At 60.2% G+C, this 20542-nt stretch carries 20 protein-coding genes; 8 read left to right on the top strand and 12 right to left on the bottom strand.

The window, feature by feature from the left end; all coding sequences use genetic code 11:
• Positions 1-105 precede the first annotated feature (105 nt).
• Positions 106-1017, top strand: a complete 912-nt coding sequence (locus HKK55_RS11105) for a LysR family transcriptional regulator (protein WP_169354714.1) — start codon at positions 106-108, stop codon at positions 1015-1017.
• On the opposite strand, the gene HKK55_RS11100 is transcribed toward HKK55_RS11105, so the two are convergent.
• Positions 1014-1919 carry an AraC family transcriptional regulator gene (locus HKK55_RS11100; RefSeq protein ID WP_169354713.1) on the bottom strand — a complete coding sequence of 302 codons (906 nt, stop codon included), beginning with the start codon at positions 1917-1919 and terminating at the stop codon, positions 1014-1016. The genes HKK55_RS11105 and HKK55_RS11100 overlap by 4 nt on opposite strands.
• Before the next feature lie 102 nt (positions 1920-2021).
• Here HKK55_RS11100 and HKK55_RS11095 point away from each other — a divergent pair, with 102 nt between their 5' ends.
• The 6 genes from HKK55_RS11095 (at position 2022) to HKK55_RS11070 (ending at position 7048) form a co-directional block, all read left to right on the top strand.
• On the top strand, positions 2022-2582 hold the full coding sequence (locus HKK55_RS11095; protein WP_169354712.1) for a carboxymuconolactone decarboxylase family protein: 561 nt from the start codon (positions 2022-2024) through the stop codon (positions 2580-2582).
• Positions 2583-2660: 78 nt separating this feature from the next.
• Entirely contained in the window at positions 2661-3722 is a 1062-nt protein-coding gene (locus tag HKK55_RS11090; protein WP_169354711.1) for an acyl-CoA dehydrogenase family protein, read from the top strand.
• Positions 3719-4522 (top strand): ABC transporter ATP-binding protein, encoded by an 804-nt coding sequence (locus HKK55_RS11085; RefSeq protein ID WP_169354710.1) that lies wholly within the window; start codon positions 3719-3721, stop codon positions 4520-4522. Before HKK55_RS11090 ends, HKK55_RS11085 begins: the two co-directional genes overlap by 4 nt.
• Positions 4509-5708 carry an ABC transporter substrate-binding protein gene (locus tag HKK55_RS11080; RefSeq protein WP_169354709.1) on the top strand — a complete coding sequence of 400 codons (1200 nt, stop codon included), beginning with the start codon at positions 4509-4511 and terminating at the stop codon, positions 5706-5708. Before HKK55_RS11085 ends, HKK55_RS11080 begins: the two co-directional genes overlap by 14 nt.
• 14 nt (positions 5709-5722) lie before the next feature.
• Positions 5723-6481 carry an ABC transporter permease gene (locus HKK55_RS11075; RefSeq protein ID WP_169357832.1) on the top strand — a complete coding sequence of 253 codons (759 nt, stop codon included), beginning with the start codon at positions 5723-5725 and terminating at the stop codon, positions 6479-6481.
• Between the two features lie 372 nt (positions 6482-6853).
• Positions 6854-7048, top strand: a complete 195-nt coding sequence (locus HKK55_RS11070; RefSeq protein WP_169354708.1) for a hypothetical protein — start codon at positions 6854-6856, stop codon at positions 7046-7048.
• Between the two features lies 1 nt (position 7049).
• Here HKK55_RS11070 and HKK55_RS11065 read toward each other — a convergent pair whose 3' ends face one another.
• Positions 7050-7430, bottom strand: a complete 381-nt coding sequence (locus HKK55_RS11065) for a fe2+ zn2+ uptake regulation protein (protein WP_169354707.1) — start codon at positions 7428-7430, stop codon at positions 7050-7052.
• A gap of 247 nt (positions 7431-7677) precedes the next feature.
• Between HKK55_RS11065 and HKK55_RS11060 the strand changes: the two genes are divergently transcribed.
• Positions 7678-9984, top strand: coding sequence for an acylase (locus HKK55_RS11060; RefSeq protein ID WP_169354706.1), 2307 nt, complete (start codon positions 7678-7680; stop codon positions 9982-9984).
• Here the strand turns inward: HKK55_RS11060 and HKK55_RS11055 are convergent.
• The 10 genes from HKK55_RS11055 to arnC form a co-directional block, all read right to left on the bottom strand.
• Positions 9965-10498 carry an AAA family ATPase gene (locus HKK55_RS11055; protein ID WP_169354705.1) on the bottom strand — a complete coding sequence of 178 codons (534 nt, stop codon included), beginning with the start codon at positions 10496-10498 and terminating at the stop codon, positions 9965-9967. The genes HKK55_RS11060 and HKK55_RS11055 overlap by 20 nt on opposite strands.
• Complete coding sequence (pnuC, locus tag HKK55_RS11050; RefSeq protein WP_169354704.1) at positions 10495-11058, bottom strand: nicotinamide riboside transporter PnuC; 564 nt, start codon at positions 11056-11058, stop codon at positions 10495-10497. Before pnuC ends, HKK55_RS11055 begins: the two co-directional genes overlap by 4 nt.
• A 142-nt stretch (positions 11059-11200) precedes the next feature.
• Entirely contained in the window at positions 11201-12823 is a 1623-nt protein-coding gene (locus HKK55_RS11045) for a glycosyltransferase family 39 protein (protein ID WP_169354703.1), read from the bottom strand.
• A gap of 3 nt (positions 12824-12826) precedes the next feature.
• On the bottom strand, positions 12827-14206 hold the full coding sequence (locus HKK55_RS11040) for a UDP-glucose/GDP-mannose dehydrogenase family protein (RefSeq protein ID WP_169354702.1): 1380 nt from the start codon (positions 14204-14206) through the stop codon (positions 12827-12829).
• Positions 14203-14616 (bottom strand): 4-amino-4-deoxy-L-arabinose-phosphoundecaprenol flippase subunit ArnF, encoded by a 414-nt coding sequence (arnF, locus tag HKK55_RS11035; protein ID WP_169354701.1) that lies wholly within the window; start codon positions 14614-14616, stop codon positions 14203-14205. The genes HKK55_RS11040 and arnF overlap by 4 nt, the downstream gene beginning before the upstream one ends.
• Positions 14613-14960 (bottom strand): 4-amino-4-deoxy-L-arabinose-phosphoundecaprenol flippase subunit ArnE, encoded by a 348-nt coding sequence (gene arnE, locus HKK55_RS11030; RefSeq protein WP_169354700.1) that lies wholly within the window; start codon positions 14958-14960, stop codon positions 14613-14615. The genes arnF and arnE overlap by 4 nt, the downstream gene beginning before the upstream one ends.
• Complete coding sequence (arnT, locus tag HKK55_RS11025; RefSeq protein ID WP_169354699.1) at positions 14957-16612, bottom strand: lipid IV(A) 4-amino-4-deoxy-L-arabinosyltransferase; 1656 nt, start codon at positions 16610-16612, stop codon at positions 14957-14959. Before arnT ends, arnE begins: the two co-directional genes overlap by 4 nt.
• Positions 16609-17493, bottom strand: a complete 885-nt coding sequence (gene arnD / locus HKK55_RS11020; protein WP_169354698.1) for a 4-deoxy-4-formamido-L-arabinose-phosphoundecaprenol deformylase — start codon at positions 17491-17493, stop codon at positions 16609-16611. Before arnD ends, arnT begins: the two co-directional genes overlap by 4 nt.
• Entirely contained in the window at positions 17493-19484 is a 1992-nt protein-coding gene (gene arnA, locus HKK55_RS11015; RefSeq protein WP_169354697.1) for a bifunctional UDP-4-amino-4-deoxy-L-arabinose formyltransferase/UDP-glucuronic acid oxidase ArnA, read from the bottom strand. Before arnA ends, arnD begins: the two co-directional genes overlap by 1 nt.
• Positions 19481-20515 carry an undecaprenyl-phosphate 4-deoxy-4-formamido-L-arabinose transferase gene (gene arnC, locus HKK55_RS11010; RefSeq protein WP_169354696.1) on the bottom strand — a complete coding sequence of 345 codons (1035 nt, stop codon included), beginning with the start codon at positions 20513-20515 and terminating at the stop codon, positions 19481-19483. The genes arnA and arnC overlap by 4 nt, the downstream gene beginning before the upstream one ends.
• Positions 20516-20542 lie beyond the last annotated feature (27 nt).

Genomic DNA, 20542 nt, shown 5'->3' with positions numbered 1-20542 from the left:
AGGGGGAAGGGCTCCATTGTTGTCCTCGACAAAACCAAGATAAACCGGCTAAAAACACTATCACTATTAGTAAATTCTAAATAATCCCTTAGAGGAGGCCGTCCTTTGGACCGTTTCAACGCCATGCGGGTCTTTACGCGGATTGTCGAATTGGGCGGGTTCGCCAAGGCGGCCGACAGCCTACAACTGCCGCGCGCGTCTGTGACGATTCTGATCAAGCAGTTGGAGGCGCATTTGGGCGTGCAATTGTTGCAACGCACCACGCGCCAGGTCAGCCCAACCCTGGACGGCGCTGCCTACTATCAACGCTGCGTCAGTCTATTGGCGGACCTGGAGGAAACCGAAGCGGTGTTCTCCACCAGCCGTCGCAACCCGCGCGGCACGTTGCGTATTGATATGCCTGCAGGAATAGGGCGATTTATCGTGATTCCGGCGTTGCCCGAGTTCACGGCACGCTACCCGCAGATCGACCTGGAAATCGGCCTCAATGACCGTCCTGTAGACCTGATTCGCGAAGGCGTGGATTGCGTCTTGCGCGGCGGCCTGGCCCTGGACGAATCACTGGTGGCAAGGCCGCTGGCGATGATGGATCAGGTGACCTGCGCCAGTCCTGAATACCTGCTGCGCGTTGGTGTGCCCAATAGTCTGGATGAGTTGGCCGGCCATCAAGTCGTCGAGTATTTTTCAAGCGCCAGTGGCAAGCGTTACGGTCTGGAATTCCAGATAGACAACGAAATACGTCTGGTAGACCTGCCCAAGCAGGTGGCGGTCAACAGTGCCGACGGTTACCTCGCAGCCTGTGCTGCCGGTTATGGGCTGGTGCAGACGCCGTACTATCACGCCAGGCGCGAGCTGCAAGCAGGCACCTTGGTCGAGGTGCTGCCGGCCTTGCTGCCGCCGCCATTGGCGTTGACCGCGCTGTACCCGCCGCACCGCCAGCTGTCCCAGCGGGTGCGGGTGTTTGTGGATTGGCTGGTGGAGCTTTGTGCCCATCCTGACAATGGATTGCAGCGTTAGCCCTGAGCCTTTCGGTAGGCGCCGGGTTGTTGTCCGGTGACCTTGTGGAAGGCCCGAGTAAACGCTGCCACTGACTGATAACCCACCGCCAGCGAAACATCCGCCACTGTCAGATTGTTCTTGAACAACTGGCGGGCGTGGCGCATGCGCATCATCAACAGTACTTGCCCCGGTGATTGCCCGCACAGCTCATTGAAGCGCTTGAAAAATGCTGAACGGGACAAGCCCGTACAGGCCGCCATGCTTTCCAGGCTCCACGGCTCGGCCGGTTGGGCGATCAATCGCTCCAGCAGACCGGCAAACGCCGGTTGCCGAGCCAGCGCCGCCAGGCCGCCGAGGTCGGTGTTGTCCACCACCTGTTGGCGCAATACATAGAGAAACAACAGGTGGCAGAGGCGCTCCAACAGTGCCGAGGACGGCACGGGCTTGCGTTGGCATTCCTGGAGAATCAGTTCGAACAGGTTGCGCGCGGCCACCAGTGACGGGTCGCCGGCCCGCAAGATGATCCAGTTGGGCAGGGCGTCCACAATCATCGCCGACAAGCCCGAATGAAAGTGAAAGAAACCGCACACCAGGCCCACGCCGTCGGTGGCTTCGGCATCCAGCGGCAGCATCGGACGGCGCGGGGATTTGCGGGCGCCCTCAGCGGTCGCTTCGCTTGACAGCCGAAAACCCAGGTCTTGCAACAGAAACAGGGCGTCGCCGTTGTTCAACAGTACTGGGGCATCATCGCCCTCCACATGCAACCAACATTGACCCTGTACAACCAGGTGAAAACTGGCGTTGGCCAAGCCGTGGGTACTGGCGTGCCAGCCGCCGCAATAGCGCCCGACATGGAACAGGCTGGTATCGAGTTCGAGGCTATCTAATAACCAATCGAGGAGTGAATTGGACGAATTCATCTAATGGAAAGACTCTAGAGCAAGTAATCGCTACTTTAGACTATTGAGAGGTTTTTTTATAACCAACAGACTTGGAGCACGAATCAATCAGGAGACCACTCCATGTCCCGTGTACCCATGCTGACTCTGGAAACCGCACCGGAAGCGGCCAAACCGTTCCTCGAAAATGCCCTCAAGGGCTCTGGTTTCATCCCTAACCTGCTGGCCGTGCTGGCCAATGCTCCGGCCGCGCTGGAAACCTACGTCACCGTCTCGGGCCTCAACGCCAAGTCCGAGCTGAGCCTGGCGGAAAGGGAAGTGGTGCAGTTGATTGCCGCGACCACCCACGGTTGCGATTTCTGCGTCGCCGGGCACACGGCGGTAGCACGTAACAAGGCCAAGCTCTCGGAAGAAGTCATCGATGCCCTGCGCCAGCGCGGTGAGCTGCCCAACGAGCGTTATGAGACACTGGCCGCCTTTACCCGGGAAGTGATCGCCACCCGTGGTGATGTCAGCGACGCTGGTTACGAACAATTGCGTGCAGCCGGTTACACGGACGGTCATGCTCTGGAAGTTATTCTGGGTGTCAGCCTGGCCACGCTGTGCAACTTCGCCAACGTGTTTGCCCGTACGCCGCTGAACCCGGAGCTGGCGCAATACCGTTGGGAAAGGCCTGCGGGCTGAAGACGCTCGATGCACTCAGGCAGAAGCGGCGCGCTGGCGTCAGCGATGGTAAACATGCTGTAACAAGGAGAGACACCCATGCTTGACCCTATCTTGAGCCGCTGGCTCGATGTTCAAGCGCAAGCCCTGGATGTGGGCAGTTGCGATCCACAGGAAGTGCTGCCAAGGCTGGCAGAAGCCAATGTATTACGAATCGGTGTACCGAAAAGCCAGGGCGGACTGGGCGGCGACGTGGCCGGCGCTGTAGAGGCCATTGCCGATGTGGCCAGTCATTCCCTAGCGGCGGCCTTTGTCTGTTGGGGCCAGCGTTCGTTTATCGAGTACCTGCTACTGAGCCCGAATGAACGCCTGCGCGAACAACTGCTGCCGGACCTGCTCAGCGGCAAACTCGCCGGGGCCACCGGGCTTTCCAACGCGATGAAATTTCTTTCCGGCATCGAGACCTTGCAGATCAATGCCGAGCCAACGGATGACGGTTGGATCTTCAATGGCCGTCTGCATTGGGTGACCAACCTGCGCAAGAACGGTTTTGTGGTGGCTGCGGCCGTCGAGCATAACCAGGGTGGTACGCCGTTTATCATGGCGATCCCCGACTCGGTGGCCGGCTTGCAACGTTCCCGTGACTTGGAATTGCTCGGCCTGCAATCGAGCAACACGGCCGCCCTTGGCCTGGAAGGCGTTGAATTGAGCCGCGACTGGTTGCTGCATGAAGATGCCCGCAAGTTCCTGCCGGCAGTGCGTCCAGCCTTCCTTGGCCTGCAATGCGGCATGGCCATCGGCCTGGCCCGGCGTTCCTTGGCAGAGGTGGCCAACCACTTGGGCTCCAGCCGCACGGTATTGCGTGAGGAACTGGAGGCGCTGCGGGCGACCCTGGATCATCTGGTCACCGAACTCAAGCAAGGGTTGCTGTCCGGGCGCTTCACTGCCGAGCCTGCGCCGTTGTTCCGTTTGCGTATTGCGCTGGCGGAAACTGCCGCCAACGCAGTGCAGCTTGAGCTGCAGGCCAGCGGCGGCAAAGCCTACCTGACGGCCCACGGCAGCGGCTTTGCCCGGCGCTGGAGGGAGTCGGCCTTTGTGCCGATTGTCACCCCGAGCCTGGTGCAGTTGCGGACCGAGTTGGCACGTCAGGCTGCCTTATGAGTCAGGCGGTCTTGCAGGCCCAGGGGATCTGCCTGGGTTACGCCAGCGGACCGGTACTGGAAGGTTTCGACCTGCAACTGCAGCCCGGTGAAGTGGTGTCGATCCTCGGCCCCAGCGGTGTTGGCAAGTCCAGCCTGCTGCGGGTGCTCGCCGGTTTGCAGGCGCCTCAGGGCGGAAGCATTCGCTTGCTCGGCGAGCCGTTGAACGGTCCGCATCCACGGGTGGCGGTAGCCTTTCAGGATCCGAGCCTGCTGCCGTGGTTGAGCCTGGAAAAAAACGTCGCCTTTGGCCTGGACTTCGCCCGTCAACCGCACTTGAGTGCTGAAGAGCGCCGGGCCCGAGTGGATCATGCGATTGCCGCCGTCGGCCTGGAACACGCCCGTCTGCAATTCCCGGCGCAGTTATCCGGCGGCATGGCCCAGCGCACGGCGCTGGCCCGCTGCTTGGCCCGCCAACCCCAGGTGTTGCTGCTGGATGAGCCCTTCGGCGCGCTGGATGAAGTAACCCGCGCTGACATGCAACACTTGCTGCTCAAGGTCAATCGCGAGCAAGGTTCGGCTGCGGTGCTGATCACCCACGACATTGATGAAGCGCTGTTGCTTTCCGATCGGATTCTGCTGTTGGGTAACCGCCCGGCGCGAACCCTGGGAGAATGGCGCATCGACCTGCCGCAACCGCGGGAAGAGCAGGTCGAGGAAATCGGCGCCCTGCGTATCGACATTCTCAAAACCCTACGGCGGGCAAGCCGCCCTTTACCCCATACCTCTGAATTGCTGGAGCCTCAACATGTGTCTGGATGACCTGACCCACTCGCGCCGTGACTTTCTCAAACTCTCGGCCGTGCTCAGCGCGGCCGGTGCTTTGCCGCTGCTGAGCAGCCTGCAAGCCCGCGCGGCAGCCGAACCGGACGCACCGGTGCGCATCGGTTACCTGCCAATCACCGACGCCACGCCGTTGCTGGTGGCCCATAACAACGGTCTGTTCGAAGCCGAAGGCATCAAGGCCGAACGCCCGGTGCTGCTGCGCAGTTGGGCCCAGGTGATCGAGGCGTTTATCTCGGGCCAGGTCAACGTGATTCACCTGTTGTCGCCGATGACCATCTGGGCGCGCTATGGCAGCAAGGTGCCTGCCAAAGTGGTGGCGTGGAACCATGTGGGCGGCTCGGGCCTGACCGTGTCGCCAGGCATTACCGATGTGAAGCAGTTGGGCGGCAAATCGGTGGCGATTCCGTTTTGGTACTCGATCCACAACGTGGTGGTGCAGCAACTGTTTCGCGACAACGGTCTGACCCCGGTCAGCCGCGCCGCCGGCAGCAGCCTGGCGGCTAACGAAGTCAACCTGATCGTATTGCCGCCGTCGGACATGCCGCCGGCGCTGGCCAGCAAACGTATTGACGGCTATATCGTCGCCGAGCCGTTCAACGCCCTGGCGGAGAACCTCAATGTTGGCCGGGTGCAGCGTTTCACCGGCGATGTGTGGCGCAATCACGCGTGTTGCGTGGTGTTCATGCATGAGCACGACCTGACCAATCGCCCGGAATGGTCGCAGAAGGTGGTCAATGCCATCGTCAAGGCGCAGGTCTGGACCCGTGATAACCGCGAAGAAGCGGTGAAGCTGCTGTCCAAGGACGGTCCGAATCGCTACACCCCACACGCTGAACCGGTGTTGAGCAAAGTGTTGGCACCACCGGCCAGCGACCGCGCAGCGTATCTGGCCGATGGCGCGATCCAGCACGCCAATTGGGATGAGCACCGTATCGACTTCCAACCGTACCCGTTCCCCAGCTACACCGAGGAACTGGTACGTCGCCTGAAAGACACGCTGATCGAAGGTGACAAGCGCTTTCTCGCTGACCTGGACCCGGCGTTCGTCGCCAAGGACCTGGTGGACGACCGCTTTGTGCGCAATGCCATCGAAGCGGTGGGCGGCATGAAAACCTTCGGTTTGGCCGATAGCTTTGAGCGCAGCGAGGAGATTGGCGTTTGAACAACGGCAAAACCGTGGTGTGGCCGGGCTGGTTGCTCGGCGTCACCGGATTGGCAGGGTTGTTGTTGCTCTGGTGGCTGGGGGTGAACGTATTTGGCGAGGCGGGCGGCTTGTCTGCGCGGTTCTCGTTGTCGGCCACCCTGGCCAGCTTGTGGGAATTGCTGGGGCGTGGCGAGCTGTACCTGCACATCGCCGTCAGCCTCAAGCGAATCTTTGTCGGGTTGTTCCTGGCTTTGTTGGTGGGCGTGCCGTTGGGATTGCTGGTGGGCAGTTCGCGTAACCTGGAGGCGGCCACCACGCCGGCGTTCCAGTTTTTGCGGATGATTTCACCGCTGTCGTGGATGCCTATCGTGGTGATGCTGATGGGGGTAGGGGACCAGCCGATCTATTTCCTGCTGGCCTTCGCCGCTGTCTGGCCGATCCTGCTCAATACGGCGGCCGGTGTGCGTCAGTTGGACCCGCGTTGGCTGCAACTGAGCAAAAGCCTGAGCGCCACGCGCTGGGAAACCTTGCGCCGGGTGATTATTCCTGGGGTGATGGGGCATGTGCTGACCGGCGTGCGCCTGGCCATCGGGATCCTGTGGATTGTGCTGGTACCGTGCGAGATGCTCGGGGTCAGTGCGGGGTTGGGTTACTACATCCTCGACACCCGGGATCGGCTGGCCTATTCAGAGCTGATGGCGATGGTATTGCTGATCGGGCTGTTAGGCTTTGCCCTGGATGCGTTTGCGCGGTGGCTGCATCAGCGTTGGGTGCATGGTGCGAACAATTAGAGCCTGTAGTTGTAGTTACAAACAAACCCGATTGAATATCGGGTTTGTTGTTTATGCCACGTGATCAGCGATGGTAGTACCCCGGTCCGCCCTCACTATAGCGGTGGTCATGCCGGCCGCCCTCATGGGGGAAAAAGAGACAGCCGCTCATACTCAACATGATCAGCAGGGGAATCAGCAGTGTGATTCGACGGAGCATTATTAAATCCTCTAGGGTTCTCACAAGTTCAATCAGGCGCAAGACAAGCCAAAGCTTTTCATCGCCTGTAACATGAGACCCTGATAACCCCGCGCCATCCCCGTAACCGGGTATGCGTTTGGCATGGTTGTCGATACAAAGTGGATACATATCTTCAGGTTCAGGAACCCGTCATGACCCAGTCACAACGTTTGAAATACTCGATTCTGATCGCTCTGGTCGTCCTTGGGACGATGTTTGGCCTGTCCTATTTGCAGAACACCGGGGCTATCAGCGAAAAAACATTCCAGTACATCGCCATTGGCGTGGCGGTAGTCGTGGTGGTGATCAACGGCTTCATGCGCCGCAAGGTCAAGCCCAACGCTTGAGTCAGGCGCGACCTTCGAGGACTTTGGCAGCCTGCTCGTGCAGGCTGTAGCTCTTATCGGCATTGAGGGTAACCACGCCCTCGCTGCACAGGCGCTTGAGCACCTCGCGCACGCTGAGAAACGACAGCGGGATGCCCAGTTCCAACAAATGGCTGTGCACCCCTCGAACACCCAGGCTGCGCTGGTTGTCGGCGGCGGTGAGGAGGGCGTCGATGACCTTCAGCCGGATCAGGCTGGTGCGCAGGCCAAAACACTTGAGCAAGTAGCGAATGCGCTGGTTGCCGTGCCGCTCCAGCTCCTTGCCGAACGCTTGGGCGCCGGTGCCAAAAGCAGCATCGTGCGTCGATGGGTGACCTTCCGTGGGCAGTTGCGGGTTGTACATGCAAAACTCCTTTTCAGAGCCTGATCAGGAAAATGATGGCGCTCTTAGTGACTAAGACGAACGAGCAGCGCAAATCATGAAGCGCAACATGTAGAAAATTTGTCGGTATCAGGTCTGTGACATGTGAACGCCTGCGAATAAACGTCTGTGCCCGCTAAATTATTCCCGCTTTTTACGTCTCTACTGGAAGGTCGCGGTGGTCTGTTGGGCCACGTCGTATTTTTTCCGGGTTGAGTGTGGAGTCTGCGTGAATATTTCCAACGGATTGTGCAGGGTGTGTGTAGCGGGGGTGTGTCTCGGTTTGAGCCTTTCAGTGTCGGCCCGGGTACAGGTCAGCGAGACGAAGGCCGAGATTCGCCGTACCGGGTTTGGTGTCCCGCACATTCGTGCCAATGATGAACGCGGACTGGGTTACGGCATTGGTTACGCCTACGCCCAGGACAATCTGTGCCTGCTGGCCAACGAAGTGGTGACCGTGAACGGTGAGCGTGCCCAGTATTTTGGCGCCGAGAAGTCGCCCCTGGAGCGGCGTAACAATCTCACCAGCGATGTGTTCTTTACCTGGCTCAACACGCCCCAGGCGATTGCGGCATTCTGGAACGCCCAGACCCCGCAGATGCAGCAGCGGATCGAAGGTTATGTCGCGGGCTACAACCGTTATTTGAAAGAGCGCACGGCCACCGGCCTGCCCGAGCAGTGCCAAGGTGCCTGGGTGCGGGCGATCACTCCCGAGGATCTGGTCAAGTTGACCCGACGTTTGCTGGTGGAAGGTGGCGTAGGCCAGTTCGCCGAGGCCCTGGTGGGCGCCACGCCCCCTCAAGCCACCGCGAGTGTGCAGCCTGACACCCGAACGTTTGAAGTCGCAGCCGCCAATCAACAGCGGTTTGCCCTCGATCGCGGCAGTAACGCGGTGGCGGTGGGGCGTGAGCGTTCGTTCAACGGCCGTGGCATGTTGTTGGCCAACCCGCACTTCCCCTGGATTGGCGGTATGCGCTTCTATGAAATGCACCTGACCATTCCCGGTCAACTGGACGTGATGGGCGCGGCCTTACCGGGATTGCCGGTGATCAATATCGGCTTTAACCAGCATGTGGCCTGGACCCACACGGTGGATACCTCCAAGCACTTCACCCTGTATCGCCTGACCCTGGACCCGAAAGACCCAACCCGCTACCTGCTGGATGGCAAGTCCGTTCCTATGGATAAGTCCACCATCGTAGTGCAGGTGAAAACCGCTGATGGCAGTACCCAGAGCCAATCGCGCACGGTCTACAGCTCGCAATTCGGCCCGGTGGTGCAATGGCCGGGCAAGCTGGATTGGAACAGGCAATACGCTTTCAGCCTGCGGGACGCCAACCTGGGTAACGACCGGGTGCTGCAGCAGTGGTACGCGATGAACCGCGCCGGCAGCCTCAAGGACCTGCAAACTTCCGTGCACACCCTGCAAGGGATCCCGTGGGTCAACACGCTGGCGGCGGATGATCAGGGCCAGAGCCTGTACATGAACCTGTCGGTGGTGCCTAACGTCAGCGCGAAGAAACTGGCGCAATGCAGCGACCCTCGCGCGGGCCTGCAAATGATCATGCTCGATGGCTCCCATAGCGCTTGCGCCTGGGACGTGGATCCGCGTGCAGCACAGGCGGGTATTTTCCCCTCCGACCAATTGCCGCAGCTTGCGCGCACCGATTACGTGCAGCACTCCAATGATTCGGCGTGGATGGTCAATCCCAAGGCACCGCTGACCGGGTTCTCACCCGTGATCAGCCAGGACAAGATTGGCTTGGGGCCGCGTGCGCGCTTCGCTTTGCAGCGCTTGCAGGCGCTGGATAAGCAACCGATTACTCCCTCCGACTTGCAACACATGGTCATGGATAACCAAGTGTACCTCGCCAGCCTGGTCATGCCGGACCTGATGAAGTTCTGTAGGCAAGACCTGGGCACTGACGCCACTACCTTGCAGCCGGTGTGTGACAGCCTGAAAAACTGGGATCAGAAAGCCAATCTTGAAAGCGGCCTGGGCCTTGTGCACTTCATCAACCTGTTCAAGCAGATGCAGCAAGTGCCTGAGGCGTGGCAAGTGAGCTTCGATCCGGCGCAGCCGCTCACCACGCCGCGTGGGCTGGCTATCGAGCGGGCGCCGGTGGCCAAGGCGCTGCGCGAGGCCATGTTGGCGTCAGCGGCGCAGGTGACAAAACTTGGGTTGAACCAGGACAGCCATTGGGGTGATGTTCAGGTGTCCGGCAAGGTTCCGCTCCACGGCGGGCCGCAAGAGCTGGGCATTTATAACGCAATGCAGAGCGTGCCTCGGGAAGACGGCAAGCGTGAAGTGGTCAGTGGCAGCAGCTACTTGCAGATTGTCACCTTCGACGATCAGGGGCCGCGTGCGCAAGGGCTGTTGGCGTTCTCATTGTCCAGTGACCCGGCGTCGAAGTATTCGAAGGACCAGACCCAGGCGTTTTCGGAGAAGAAGTTGAGCCCGCTGCCCTTTACCGAGCAGCAGATCAAGACGGACCCGCAGTATCAGTTGCAGGTGATCAGCGAGCAGCGCCAGTAAGCAGTTGTTCGACGGCTGAGAACGCCTTGGTACGGCGCTCCTCCCAATCCCCTCGGATCACCAGCAGTGGCTGCTGGTGTTGCTCCAGCCACTCGCGGCTTGCCTGGAAAAACGCCAGGCGGTCCGCCAGTTCCGGTTGGCAACGCTGCCCATCCTCCGCCCAGCCAACGTCCTCGGGGGACAGCAGCAGGTGCAGGTCGTAGTACCGAGCCAACAGTTCACTGTCGAGCCATTTCGGGTAGTCGCCAAACAGCGTCAGGCTCCACAGCTTGTTGGTCAGCAGGTTCGTATCGAGGATCAACAGCGCGGGCTGTTCTGCGCGGGCGGCGTCTTCCCAGGCCAATTGGCCGTGGGCAATGTCCGGGATATCGTCCAGGGTGGTATCGCGCTGGTGGTGATCGATGAAATAGCGCACATATTCCCCGACCATCAGGCCGCCAAAATGCGCCTGTAATTCTCCGGCCAACCAGCTTTTACCACTGGATTCGGGGCCGGCCATGACCACTACCTTCATGCCTGTAACGCCGGGTCAGCGCGCCATTCCCGCCAGCCTTGCACGGCAATCACGGTGAATAGGGCATACAGTGCGGCGGTGAGGTACAGGCCTTTGTAGAGGAACAGGCCGACAAAGATCACGTCCACGGCAATCCACAACGGCCAGCACTGCACGCGTTTCTGCGCCATCCACATTTGTGCCACCAGGCTGAAACCGGTCAGTGCTGCGTCCAGCCACGGCTGCGCGGCGTCGGTCCAGTGGGCCATGGCAGCCCCCAGCAACAGGCTGCCTACGGCGCCGAGGGCCAAGCTAAGGAGGATCGGTTGCAAGCCAAGGCTGGTGACCTGGCGCCCTTGCTTGACCTCACCGGCCCGGGTCCATTGCCACCAACCGTAGAGTTGCAAGGCGGCGTAGACCACTTGTAGCAACATGTCGGAATACAGCTTCACATCGAAGAACACCCAGGTGTACAGCAATACCATGACCAGGCCGATGGGCCAGCACCAGGGGTTCTGTTTGACTGTCAGCCAGACGGCGATCACCCCCAGCGCGGCGGCAAACAGTTCAAGCCCGGACATTGGGGTTCCTTGGGGAAGTGGGAGAGGGCGCCGATTGTAACCAAACAAGCGCCCTTATAGGCATGGCTATCGATACATCTTTGCGGGCAGCATTCTGTAGCCCGGATGGCTGGGGGCATATCCGTTAAAAATCGCCCGATACCTACGGCTGGGAACCCTTGACCAGATGCAGAAGCACGTAGGGGTCCTTGTCAAACTGTCCAATCAGCACCGGAGACAACGCACGCAGGCGCGGATCAGTCAACGCTTCAAAATCAGCCTGACTCATCACCAACCAGGCGGGTGCCTGGATTGGCGTCAGATCGCCAGGCTGCTGGGTAAACAAAGGCACCCGATCACAATCAAGGTTGACCATGAACTTGATCGCTTTCGCGTCCTTGCCCAACGCATGCAGCACAATCGGCGCCGGTTGTTCCTTGATCAACGTATGGGCCTGAACCGTAAAGGTGCGAGTGTCATACAGACTGCGCTGCAGCGGCTCGACCATCACGATATAGGTGGCCCACACCGCCAACACCGCACCAAAGGCAGGGCCCAGGTAGCGCAGGCGTTGTTTGAACAGCAGCCCCAGGTTCAGCACCTGGAGCGCTATCAGAATCCCGAAGATGGGGTTGAGGCTGCCCAAGTCCTTGGCGAAGCGATGGCGAGCCACGAACAGACCCGCGATCAGCAACCCCGGAATCAGCGTCCAGAGCCCCAGCATCAGGACTCGCAGCGAGGCGAACACGCGTCCCTGAGTCACCTGGAACGGATACGCCGCAATGATCGCCGCCATGGGCAACATCGGCAACATGTAGCGGGCTTTTTTCGCCTGCGGAACCGACAGGCCAATCATCACGATCAAGCCGGCAGCCGCGCAATACAGCACTAATTGCAGGGCAGGATCCACCGGTCGGCGACCACCCACCAGTACGGCAACCAACACCAATACCGCCATGGGATAGGCCAGGGCATAGTTGCCCATGGAGCTGGTGAAGTAATACAGCAACGGGCTGGCGCCTTCAGTGCCGTCCATGCGGCCGAGGAACTGCATGCGGATGACTTCCTGCATGAACGGTTCACCGCCGCTGAGCTTGGCCAGCAAGAGCAACAGGCCGATGCACGCTATCAGCAACGCCAGGGCCAACAGGCCGAAGGTGAACAGTTGGCGCCATTGCCGATTGATCAGGTAATAGCTGCAAAGCATGCCCGTCGGAATCACCAGGCCGATGGGGCCTCGAATGGCGAATCCCAGAATCACCAACAGCAAAAGCCAGTGCAGGCGTTTGCTGGCACCAAAGTGATCATGGGCATAACCGAGGTAGAACACAGTCAGGGCCACCGCGGCCAGCATCTGGTCGAGCGACACCGCACGGGTTTCGCTGATGAACGTGCTGCTGAGCAACAGCAATGCAACGCTCAGTAACGCCCAGCGTTGGGAGTAGGGCGCGGTTAGCCGGTAGATCAGCATCACGATCACGGCCGAAGCAATCGCCGTCGGCAACCAAGCGGTGAAGCTGGTCACCTCACCAAACGGCAGCGATAACAGCCAGACAAACAGCGTGGAGGTCGCCGAATAGTCGGCATAGGGCTGCCCATAAGTGGTGGGGAAAAACCCTGGACCATGACGCAGCATTTCCTGGGCGAAGAGCACGAAGCGTGAATCAAAGCCAATGATCGCCTGGTGCCAATTGCCGGCCACAAACAGGATCAATGTCAGGAGCCCCAGCCCCAGCGAGTGTCGGCGAATTGTCGGACTGAGCAGGGGCTGGAGAACTTTATCCACGTTTTACGCTTCCTTGACCGCAGATACCCATTGTTGTTGGGGGATAGGCAGGTTGCACGAATCGCCACGGCCTATCGGGAAGTACTGGAAGCCTTTGCGCGCCAGACGTTCGCCGTCGTACAGGTTGCGCCCGTCGAAGATCACCGGCGTCTTGAGGCGTTCGTGGATCAAGTCGAAATCCGGGGCCTTGAATTGCTGCCATTCGGTGCAGATGATCAGGGCGTCGGAACCGCTCAGGGTCGACTCCGGCGTGCCCATCAACATCAGGCGCGGGTCATCGCCGTACAGGCGCTGGGTTTCCTGCATGGCTTCCGGGTCAAACGCGCGCACATTGGCACCGGCCGCCCACAACGCTTCCATCAACACCCGGCTTGGCGCATCACGCATGTCGTCGGTGTTGGGCTTGAATGCCAGGCCCCACAGGGCGAAGGTCTTGCCGCGCAGTTCGCCCTTGAAGAAGGCGTTGACGCGCTCGAACAGCTTGCTTTTCTGGCGCTGGTTGATGGCTTCCACTGCTTCGAGCAGGTCGCTGGAGCAGTTGGCTTCCTTGGCGCTGTGGATCAGCGCGCGCATGTCTTTGGGGAAGCACGAGCCGCCATAACCGCAGCCCGGGTAGATAAAGTGGTAACCAATACGCGAGTCGGCACCGATGCCCAGGCGTACGGCTTCGATGTCTGCACCCAGGTGTTCGGCCAGTTCGGCGATCTGGTTGATAAAGCTGATCTTGGTGGCCAGCATGCAGTTGGCGGCGTACTTGGTCAGCTCGGCGCTGCGCAGGTCCATAAAGATGATGCGGTCATGGTTGCGGTTGAAGGGTGCATACAGCTCACGCATCACCTCACGCACTTCTTCGCGCTCACAACCGATGACGATACGGTCTGGACGGCGGCAGTCGGCGACGGCCGAGCCTTCCTTGAGAAATTCCGGGTTGGAGACGATATCGAACTCAAGGCTGCGTCCGGCCGCGTGCAAGGTTTTTTCCATATGCGCGCGCAGGGTGTCACCGGTGCCGACGGGCACGGTTGACTTCTCCACCAGGATGACGGGCGCAACACGGTGACGGGCGACGGCATCGCCCACCGATAGCACGTATTTCAGGTCTGCCGAACCGTCTTCATCCGAAGGCGTGCCCACCGCAATGAACAACACTTCGCCATGCTCGACAGCGAGCTTCTCGTCATAGGTAAATTGCAGGCGCTTGCTTTCGAGGTTTTCTTTGACCATGGCCGCAAGCCCTGGCTCGAAAATGCTCACGTGGCCTTGCTGCAGTAGCTTGACCTTTTTCTCGTCAACATCCATGCAGATGACATCGTGACCAACTTCGGCCAGTACGGTGGCTTGTACCAGACCGACGTAACCACTACCAAATACACTGATTTTCATGGGGCATTCCTGGGACTTGTGGTGCTAGCACGACGAGAGTTGATAGTCAGTACACCGAAGATGACCAACGCCACCCCCGCCGTTTTAGAAAGTGAAAAGTGCTCGTTGAAGACCGGCAGGCTGGCAGCCAGCAGGTACACCAGCGCATAACTGACGCTCAGCAGCGAATAGGCACGGCCCAAGGGCAGATCCCGCAGGGCGCCCAGCCAGCAGAGCATCGACAGGGCGTAGGCGATGATCGCCAGGATCACCACACCGAGCGCGCCGAGGTCGATGGAGCCGCTGTTGAGAGCGTTCAGCCACTCGGTGGGCAACGGCAGGCGGGTCATGCTCCAGCGCATGCCCAACTGGGCGCTGCTGACCAGCGCGACGCTGCCCAGGGCTAAGGCAAAACCGCGAACCCGGCTCATACTTGGCGCCCCAACAGCACAACGCCGGCAATCACCAGGGCCACACCCAGCCAGTGCCGACCGTCAATGTGTTCATGAAAGACAAAACGTGCCACCAGGGTCACCAGCACGAAGTTCAGGCTGAGCATGGGGTAGGCCACGCCGACTTCCAGGCGTTGCAGTACCAGCAGCCAGACCAGTAAGCCCAGGCCCAGGCAGATCAACGCCGACCATAGCCACGGCGAGCGCAGCTTGGTTGCCCAACCGTCGGGCTGGTCGCGCCAGCTCTCGACGGCAAACTTCTGGGACACCTGGCCCATACAGGTCAACAAGCAGGCCACCAGCAGCAGGAGCAGAGAGGTCATGGCGCACTCTGCGGGAAAAACAGGATCACGAGATTGCCTTGCTCGTAGCGCTTGCCGTCTTGGGGCAGCAAGTCCACTTCGCGTTGCTCATCGTCGCCTTTGACCCGCATCACCACACCCACCGGGCCCTGTTTTCGGGCATCCGTCATCCATTGCTGGACTTCTGCAGTGTCGATCTTGCGATAGGCGGTATCCGGGAAGGCAATGCCGTATTTCACTTCGCCGACGGTGTTGTAGAGCATGATTTCCGGGTGGGCCAGGCGCCAGGACAAGGCGGAGGCGGCTCCCAGATCGTTGCTCAGCAGTTGCTTGGCCTGCTTGAGCTCTGGGATGTGATCAATGATGAACTGGTCGGGAGTCTTGTTATAAACCACCGAGTGAGGCAGCGCCGCTGGAACCAATGCCACCAGCAGCCAGGTGCCAACCACCGGTGCGGCCCACAGGTGCAGTGGACGAGCCGCTTGCAGAACGTTGGCGATGATCCAGCCGAACAGGAACACGAACACCAGCACCAGGCTCAGCAGCTCTTCGTTGTGTTCGTACACCGGCTTCTTCAGTTGGAACCAGGTCAGGGCCAGCAACGCGAGCACGCCTAGGATCAGGTTCAGCCAACCGTTGATGCGCAGCACACGACCGCGGGCCTGGGCCAGTTTGTCTGCCAGGGTATTGCCCATCAGTAAGGCCAGAGGCAGCAGGCACGGCATGATGTAGGACGGCAGTTTGCCTTTGGCCAGGCTGAAGAACGCCAGGGGCATCAACAGCCAGAGCAGCAGGTACGCGGTCTTCTGCGTACGTTTTTCCTGCCACGCCTGTTTCAGGGTCGAAGGCAGCAGGGCCATCCACGGCAGGCAGAAGGCGACCAGCAGCGGCAGGTAATACCAGAACGGTTCTGCGTGCTGGGCGTCGTCACCGGCAAAGCGCTGGATATGCTCGTGCCAGAAAAAGAAGTTCCAATAATCCGCTTCCTGGGCATGCACGGCCAGCGCCCACGGCAGGCTTACGACAATCGCCACCACCACGGCCACCAGGCCATAGCCCAGCAATTCACGAAAGCGCTTTTGCCAGATTGCGTAGGGCAGGGCGATCAATACCGGCAGCAGCCAAGCCAGGAAACCCTTGGTCATGAACCCCATGCCACAGGCGAAACCCAGCAGGGCCCAGGACCACAACTTGCCCCGACGTGTCGTGCTGTCGAAACAGAACCACAAGGCGGCGCCCGTCAGGTTGACCCAGAAGGTGAATTGCGGATCCAGGTTGGCGTAGCCGCCCAGCAACGCCACGCTGACAAAACTCATGTACAGCACAGCGCTGACCAGACTCTTGCGCGGGTCGTTCCACAACCGCCGGGCGACGATATACACCAGCAGGATGCTCAAGCCGGTGCTCAAGGCCGAGGCGAAGCGCACGCCGAACAGGTTCTGGCCAAAAATCGCCTGGCCCAGCGCGATCATCCAGTAGCCGGCCGCCGGTTTTTCGAAGTAGCGGATGCCCATGAAGTGCGGCGACGCCCACTTGCCGGTCAGCAGCATTTCCTGGCTGATTTGTGCATAGCGGGTTTCGTCGGGAATCCACAGGCCATGGGTGGCCAATGGCAGCAGGTAGAACACACCAAAGGCCAGCAGAAGCAGGGGCAAAGCCCAACGGCGGATCATGCCTGTTGCACTCCCAGCCAACCCTCGCGGCCACTCAACGCACCGCGCACCAGCTGTTGCTGGGGCAGGGTGGCAAGGTCGGCGGGCAACAGGTTACCCAACGGTTGGAAGTCAATGCCGCGCTGCCCGGCGTGGGCCAGCAACTGACGAAACTCATTGGCCATCAGAATCCCTTCTACTTCTGCGTGGATCGTATAAACGTTCAACTTCGATTCGGTAAACCGATCGAGGATGTAGGCATTGAAATCTTTGGCAGCCACCACCGGCCCGACGACTTCGTCGAAGGTCGGCAGGTCCACCGGAATTTGTGGGGTGCCAGCACTGCCATCGGCCAGGGTTGGCCGAAACAGGCTGTCACCGCGACAATCACTGTTGTAACGGAAATTGAAACCTTGCTTGGCTTGCACCACGCGCTCATCGGCACGCCAACCGGCGGCCGCCGAGCAGTCCACGCGATCACCCAGAATGTCGCTCAAGGTGTCGACGCCACGGCGAATCTGTTCGATCAACTGGGTATCGCTCCAGCGTCCGGTATTGGCCTGCCAGCCGTGGTGATCCCAGGCGTGCAGGCCCACTTCATGGCCGGCAGCCTTGGCCTGGCGCATCAGATGCCCCAGGTCGCGGCCAATGGGTTTGCCTGGCCAGGCGGTGCCGGCCAGCAAAATGTCCCAGCCATACAAACCGGCTGCATTGGAGCGCAACATCTTCCACAGAAATTGCGGGCGGATCAGGCGCCACAAGTGGCGCCCCATATTGTCCGGCCCGACACTGAAGAAGAACGTTGCCTTGATCCCGGCTTCATCGAGCAGTTCCAACAACTTCGGCACCCCATCACGGGTGCCTCGGTAGGTGTCGACGTCAATGCGTAGACCTGCCTGCATCAACGCTTGTCCGCGATTTCGAGCATGGCTTCACGCAGGAAGAAATCCAGGGTGTTGCCGATGGTTTCGCTCATCTCCACGGTAGGCTCCCAGTCCAGCAGGCGCTTGGCGTTTTCGATGCTTGGCTTGCGGTGTGCCACGTCCTGGTAACCGGTGCCGTAGAACGCCTTGCTCTCCACGTCGCGGAAACCGGCGAACGGAGGGAAGTTGGCGCGCAGTGGGTGAGCTTCGAACTGACGCAGCAGTTCTTCGCCCAACTGACGGATGCTGGCTTCGTTTTCCGGGTTGCCGATGTTGATGATCTGACCGTTGCAGTTATCGTTGTCGTTATCAATGATGCGCGCCAGGGCTTCGATGCCGTCGGCGATATCAGTGAAGCAGCGCTTCTGCTCGCCACCGTCGAACAGACGGATTGGCGTGCCTTCCACCAGGTTCAGAATCAGCTGGGTGATGGCACGGGAGCTGCCAATACGGGCCGAGTCCAGGCGGTCGAGGCGCGGGCCCATCCAGTTGAACGGACGGAACAGGGTGAACTTCAGGCCTTTGTCGCCGTAAGCCCAGATCACGCGGTCCAGCAATTGCTTGGAGACCGAGTAGATCCAGCGTTGCTTGTTGATCGGACCGACTACCAGGTTGGAGGTGTCTTCGTCGAAGTTTTCGTCCTGGCACATGCCATAGACTTCGGAAGTCGACGGGAAGATCACGCGCTTGTTGTACTTGACGCAGTAGCGAACCAGTTTCAGGTTCTCTTCGAAGTCCAGTTCGAACACGCGCAGCGGGTTACGGGTGTATTCGATCGGGGTGGCGATGGCTACCAGCGGCAGGACCACGTCGCACTTCTTGATGTGGTACTCGATCCACTCGGAGTGGATGCTGATGTCGCCTTCCACGTAATGGAAGTTTGGGTGGCTGCGCAGGCGCTCGATGGCGTCGGAGCCGATGTCCAGGCCGTAGACTTCGTAACGATCGTCACGCAGCAGGCGCTCGGACAGGTGGTTACCGATAAAGCCGTTAACGCCCAGGATCAGTACGCGGGTACGACGTGGCTTGCGACCCGACTCGGCGCCGCGCAGGACGGAACCGTCCACCAGGCCCAGTTCGTCGGCCAGGGATGGGCCGGCCAGGTACAGGCCGTTTTCGTTGCGTTGACCGAAAGTGATCACCAGCGAGTCTTCACCGCAGGCAATGCGCAGCGGGTCGACGCTGATCACACGGCCAGGGGCCTGACCTTCGTTGCCTTTGACGACTTCGGCACTCCAGACGATCAGCTTGTGCTCGCCCACGGCGCAGAACGCACCTGGATAAGGCTGGGTAACAGCGCGAACCAGGTTGAACAGCTCTTCAGCCGGTTTTTTCCACTCAAGCTTGCCGTCGGCAGCGGTGCGGCGACCGAAGTAGGTGGCTTTGCTTTCATCCTGGGCGGTTTCCGTCAACTTGCCTTGGGCCAGTTGTGGCAGCGCATCACGCAGCAGGTTGCTGGCGGCTTCACGCAGTTTGGCGTGTAGGGTCAGGCCGGTGTCGGTGCGCTCGATAGCGACTTTTTGCTGAGCCAGGATCGCGCCGGCATCGGCACGCTTGACCATACGGTGCAGGGTCACGCCGGTTTCGGTTTCGCCCTTGACCAGTACCCAGTTGGCCGGTGCGCGGCCACGGTATGTCGGCAGCAAGGAGCCGTGCAGGTTGAACGCGCCTTTGCTCGCGGTGGCCAACAAGGCCTCGCTCAGCAGATTGCGGTAGTAGAAAGAGAAGATGTACTCAGGGTTCAGTTTGGCGATGCGCTCGATCCACAGCGGGTGGTTGGCGTCTTCCGGGGCATGCACTGGAATGCCGTTGCGGGCGCACAGCTGTGCGACGGAACCGTAGAAGTTGTTTTCCTTGGGGTCATCGGCATGGGTAAACACGGCGGCGATGTCGTAACCCGCGTTGAGCAGGGCTTCAATGCCTGCACAGCCAATATCATGGTAGGCGAAGACAACAGCTTTTGGATTCATGACGAAACCTGATCGGAAGGAGAAGTGGAAGTATGAGAGGAGCTCAGGCCGTCGACAATGACGGTAGGAGCCGGTGCTGCCGGTTGGTTGCGCAGCACTTTTTCAATAAAGAACCGTGGACGTGCGCGCACGTCACTGTACATGCGGCCCAGGTATTCACCCAGAAGGCCCATGCCGATGAACTGGCCACCGGTAAACACGAACAATACGGCGAACAGTACAAAGGTACCGTCACCGGCCCAGCCGGCACCGAAGGCCAGGCGCATCACGATCAGCGCAAAGGCGAAGAGCATGCCCAGGGCCGCGAGGCTGAAACCAACGATGCTCAGCAGGCGCAAGGGCGTGGTGGTCATGCAGGTCAGCAGGTCGAACATCAGGCTGATCAGGCGCATCGGGCTGTATTTGGACTCACCGTGTTCACGCTCGGCGTGATGCACCAGGATTTCCGTGGTGTGGCGGGCGAAGCTGTTGGCCAGGATCGGGATAAAGGTGCTGCGCTCGCGGCAGGCCAGCATCGCGTCGACGATGGTGCGGCGGTAAGCGCGCAGCATGCAGCCGTAGTCACTCATGGCCACGCCGGTGGAGCGCTGTACAGCCAGGTTGATCAGGCGCGAAGGCCAGCGGCGGAAGGCCGAGTCCTGGCGGTTGTTGCGTACGGTGGCGACCACGTCGTAGCCCAGGGCGGCTTGCTCGACCAGGCGCGGGATTTCTTCCGGCGGGTTTTGCAGGTCGGCGTCGAGGGTAATCACCACGTCACCGCGGCAGTGCTCGAAGCCCGCCATGATGGCGGCGTGTTGACCGTAGTTACGGTTGAGGATCACCGCCACCACGTTGCTGTCGGGTTCGGCAGCAGCGTCTTCCAGCAGTTGGGCGGAAGTGTCGCGACTACCGTCGTCCACCAGGATGATTTCGTATTCATAAGCCAACTGCTTGCAGGCCGCGCTGGTGCGCCGCAGCAGTTCAGGCAGGCTCTGTTCTTCGTTGTAGACCGGGATAACGATCGACACGCAATGAATTGGGTAGGGTTTCAAAGATTCATTACCTCGGGTTTAGAGCAA

The organism is Pseudomonas sp. ADAK18 (assembly GCF_012935695.1).
Taxonomy (GTDB): Bacteria; Pseudomonadota; Gammaproteobacteria; order Pseudomonadales; family Pseudomonadaceae; genus Aquipseudomonas.
Note: the sequence above shows the minus strand (reverse complement) of the source record. Positions and strands in the feature narration are given on the sequence as shown.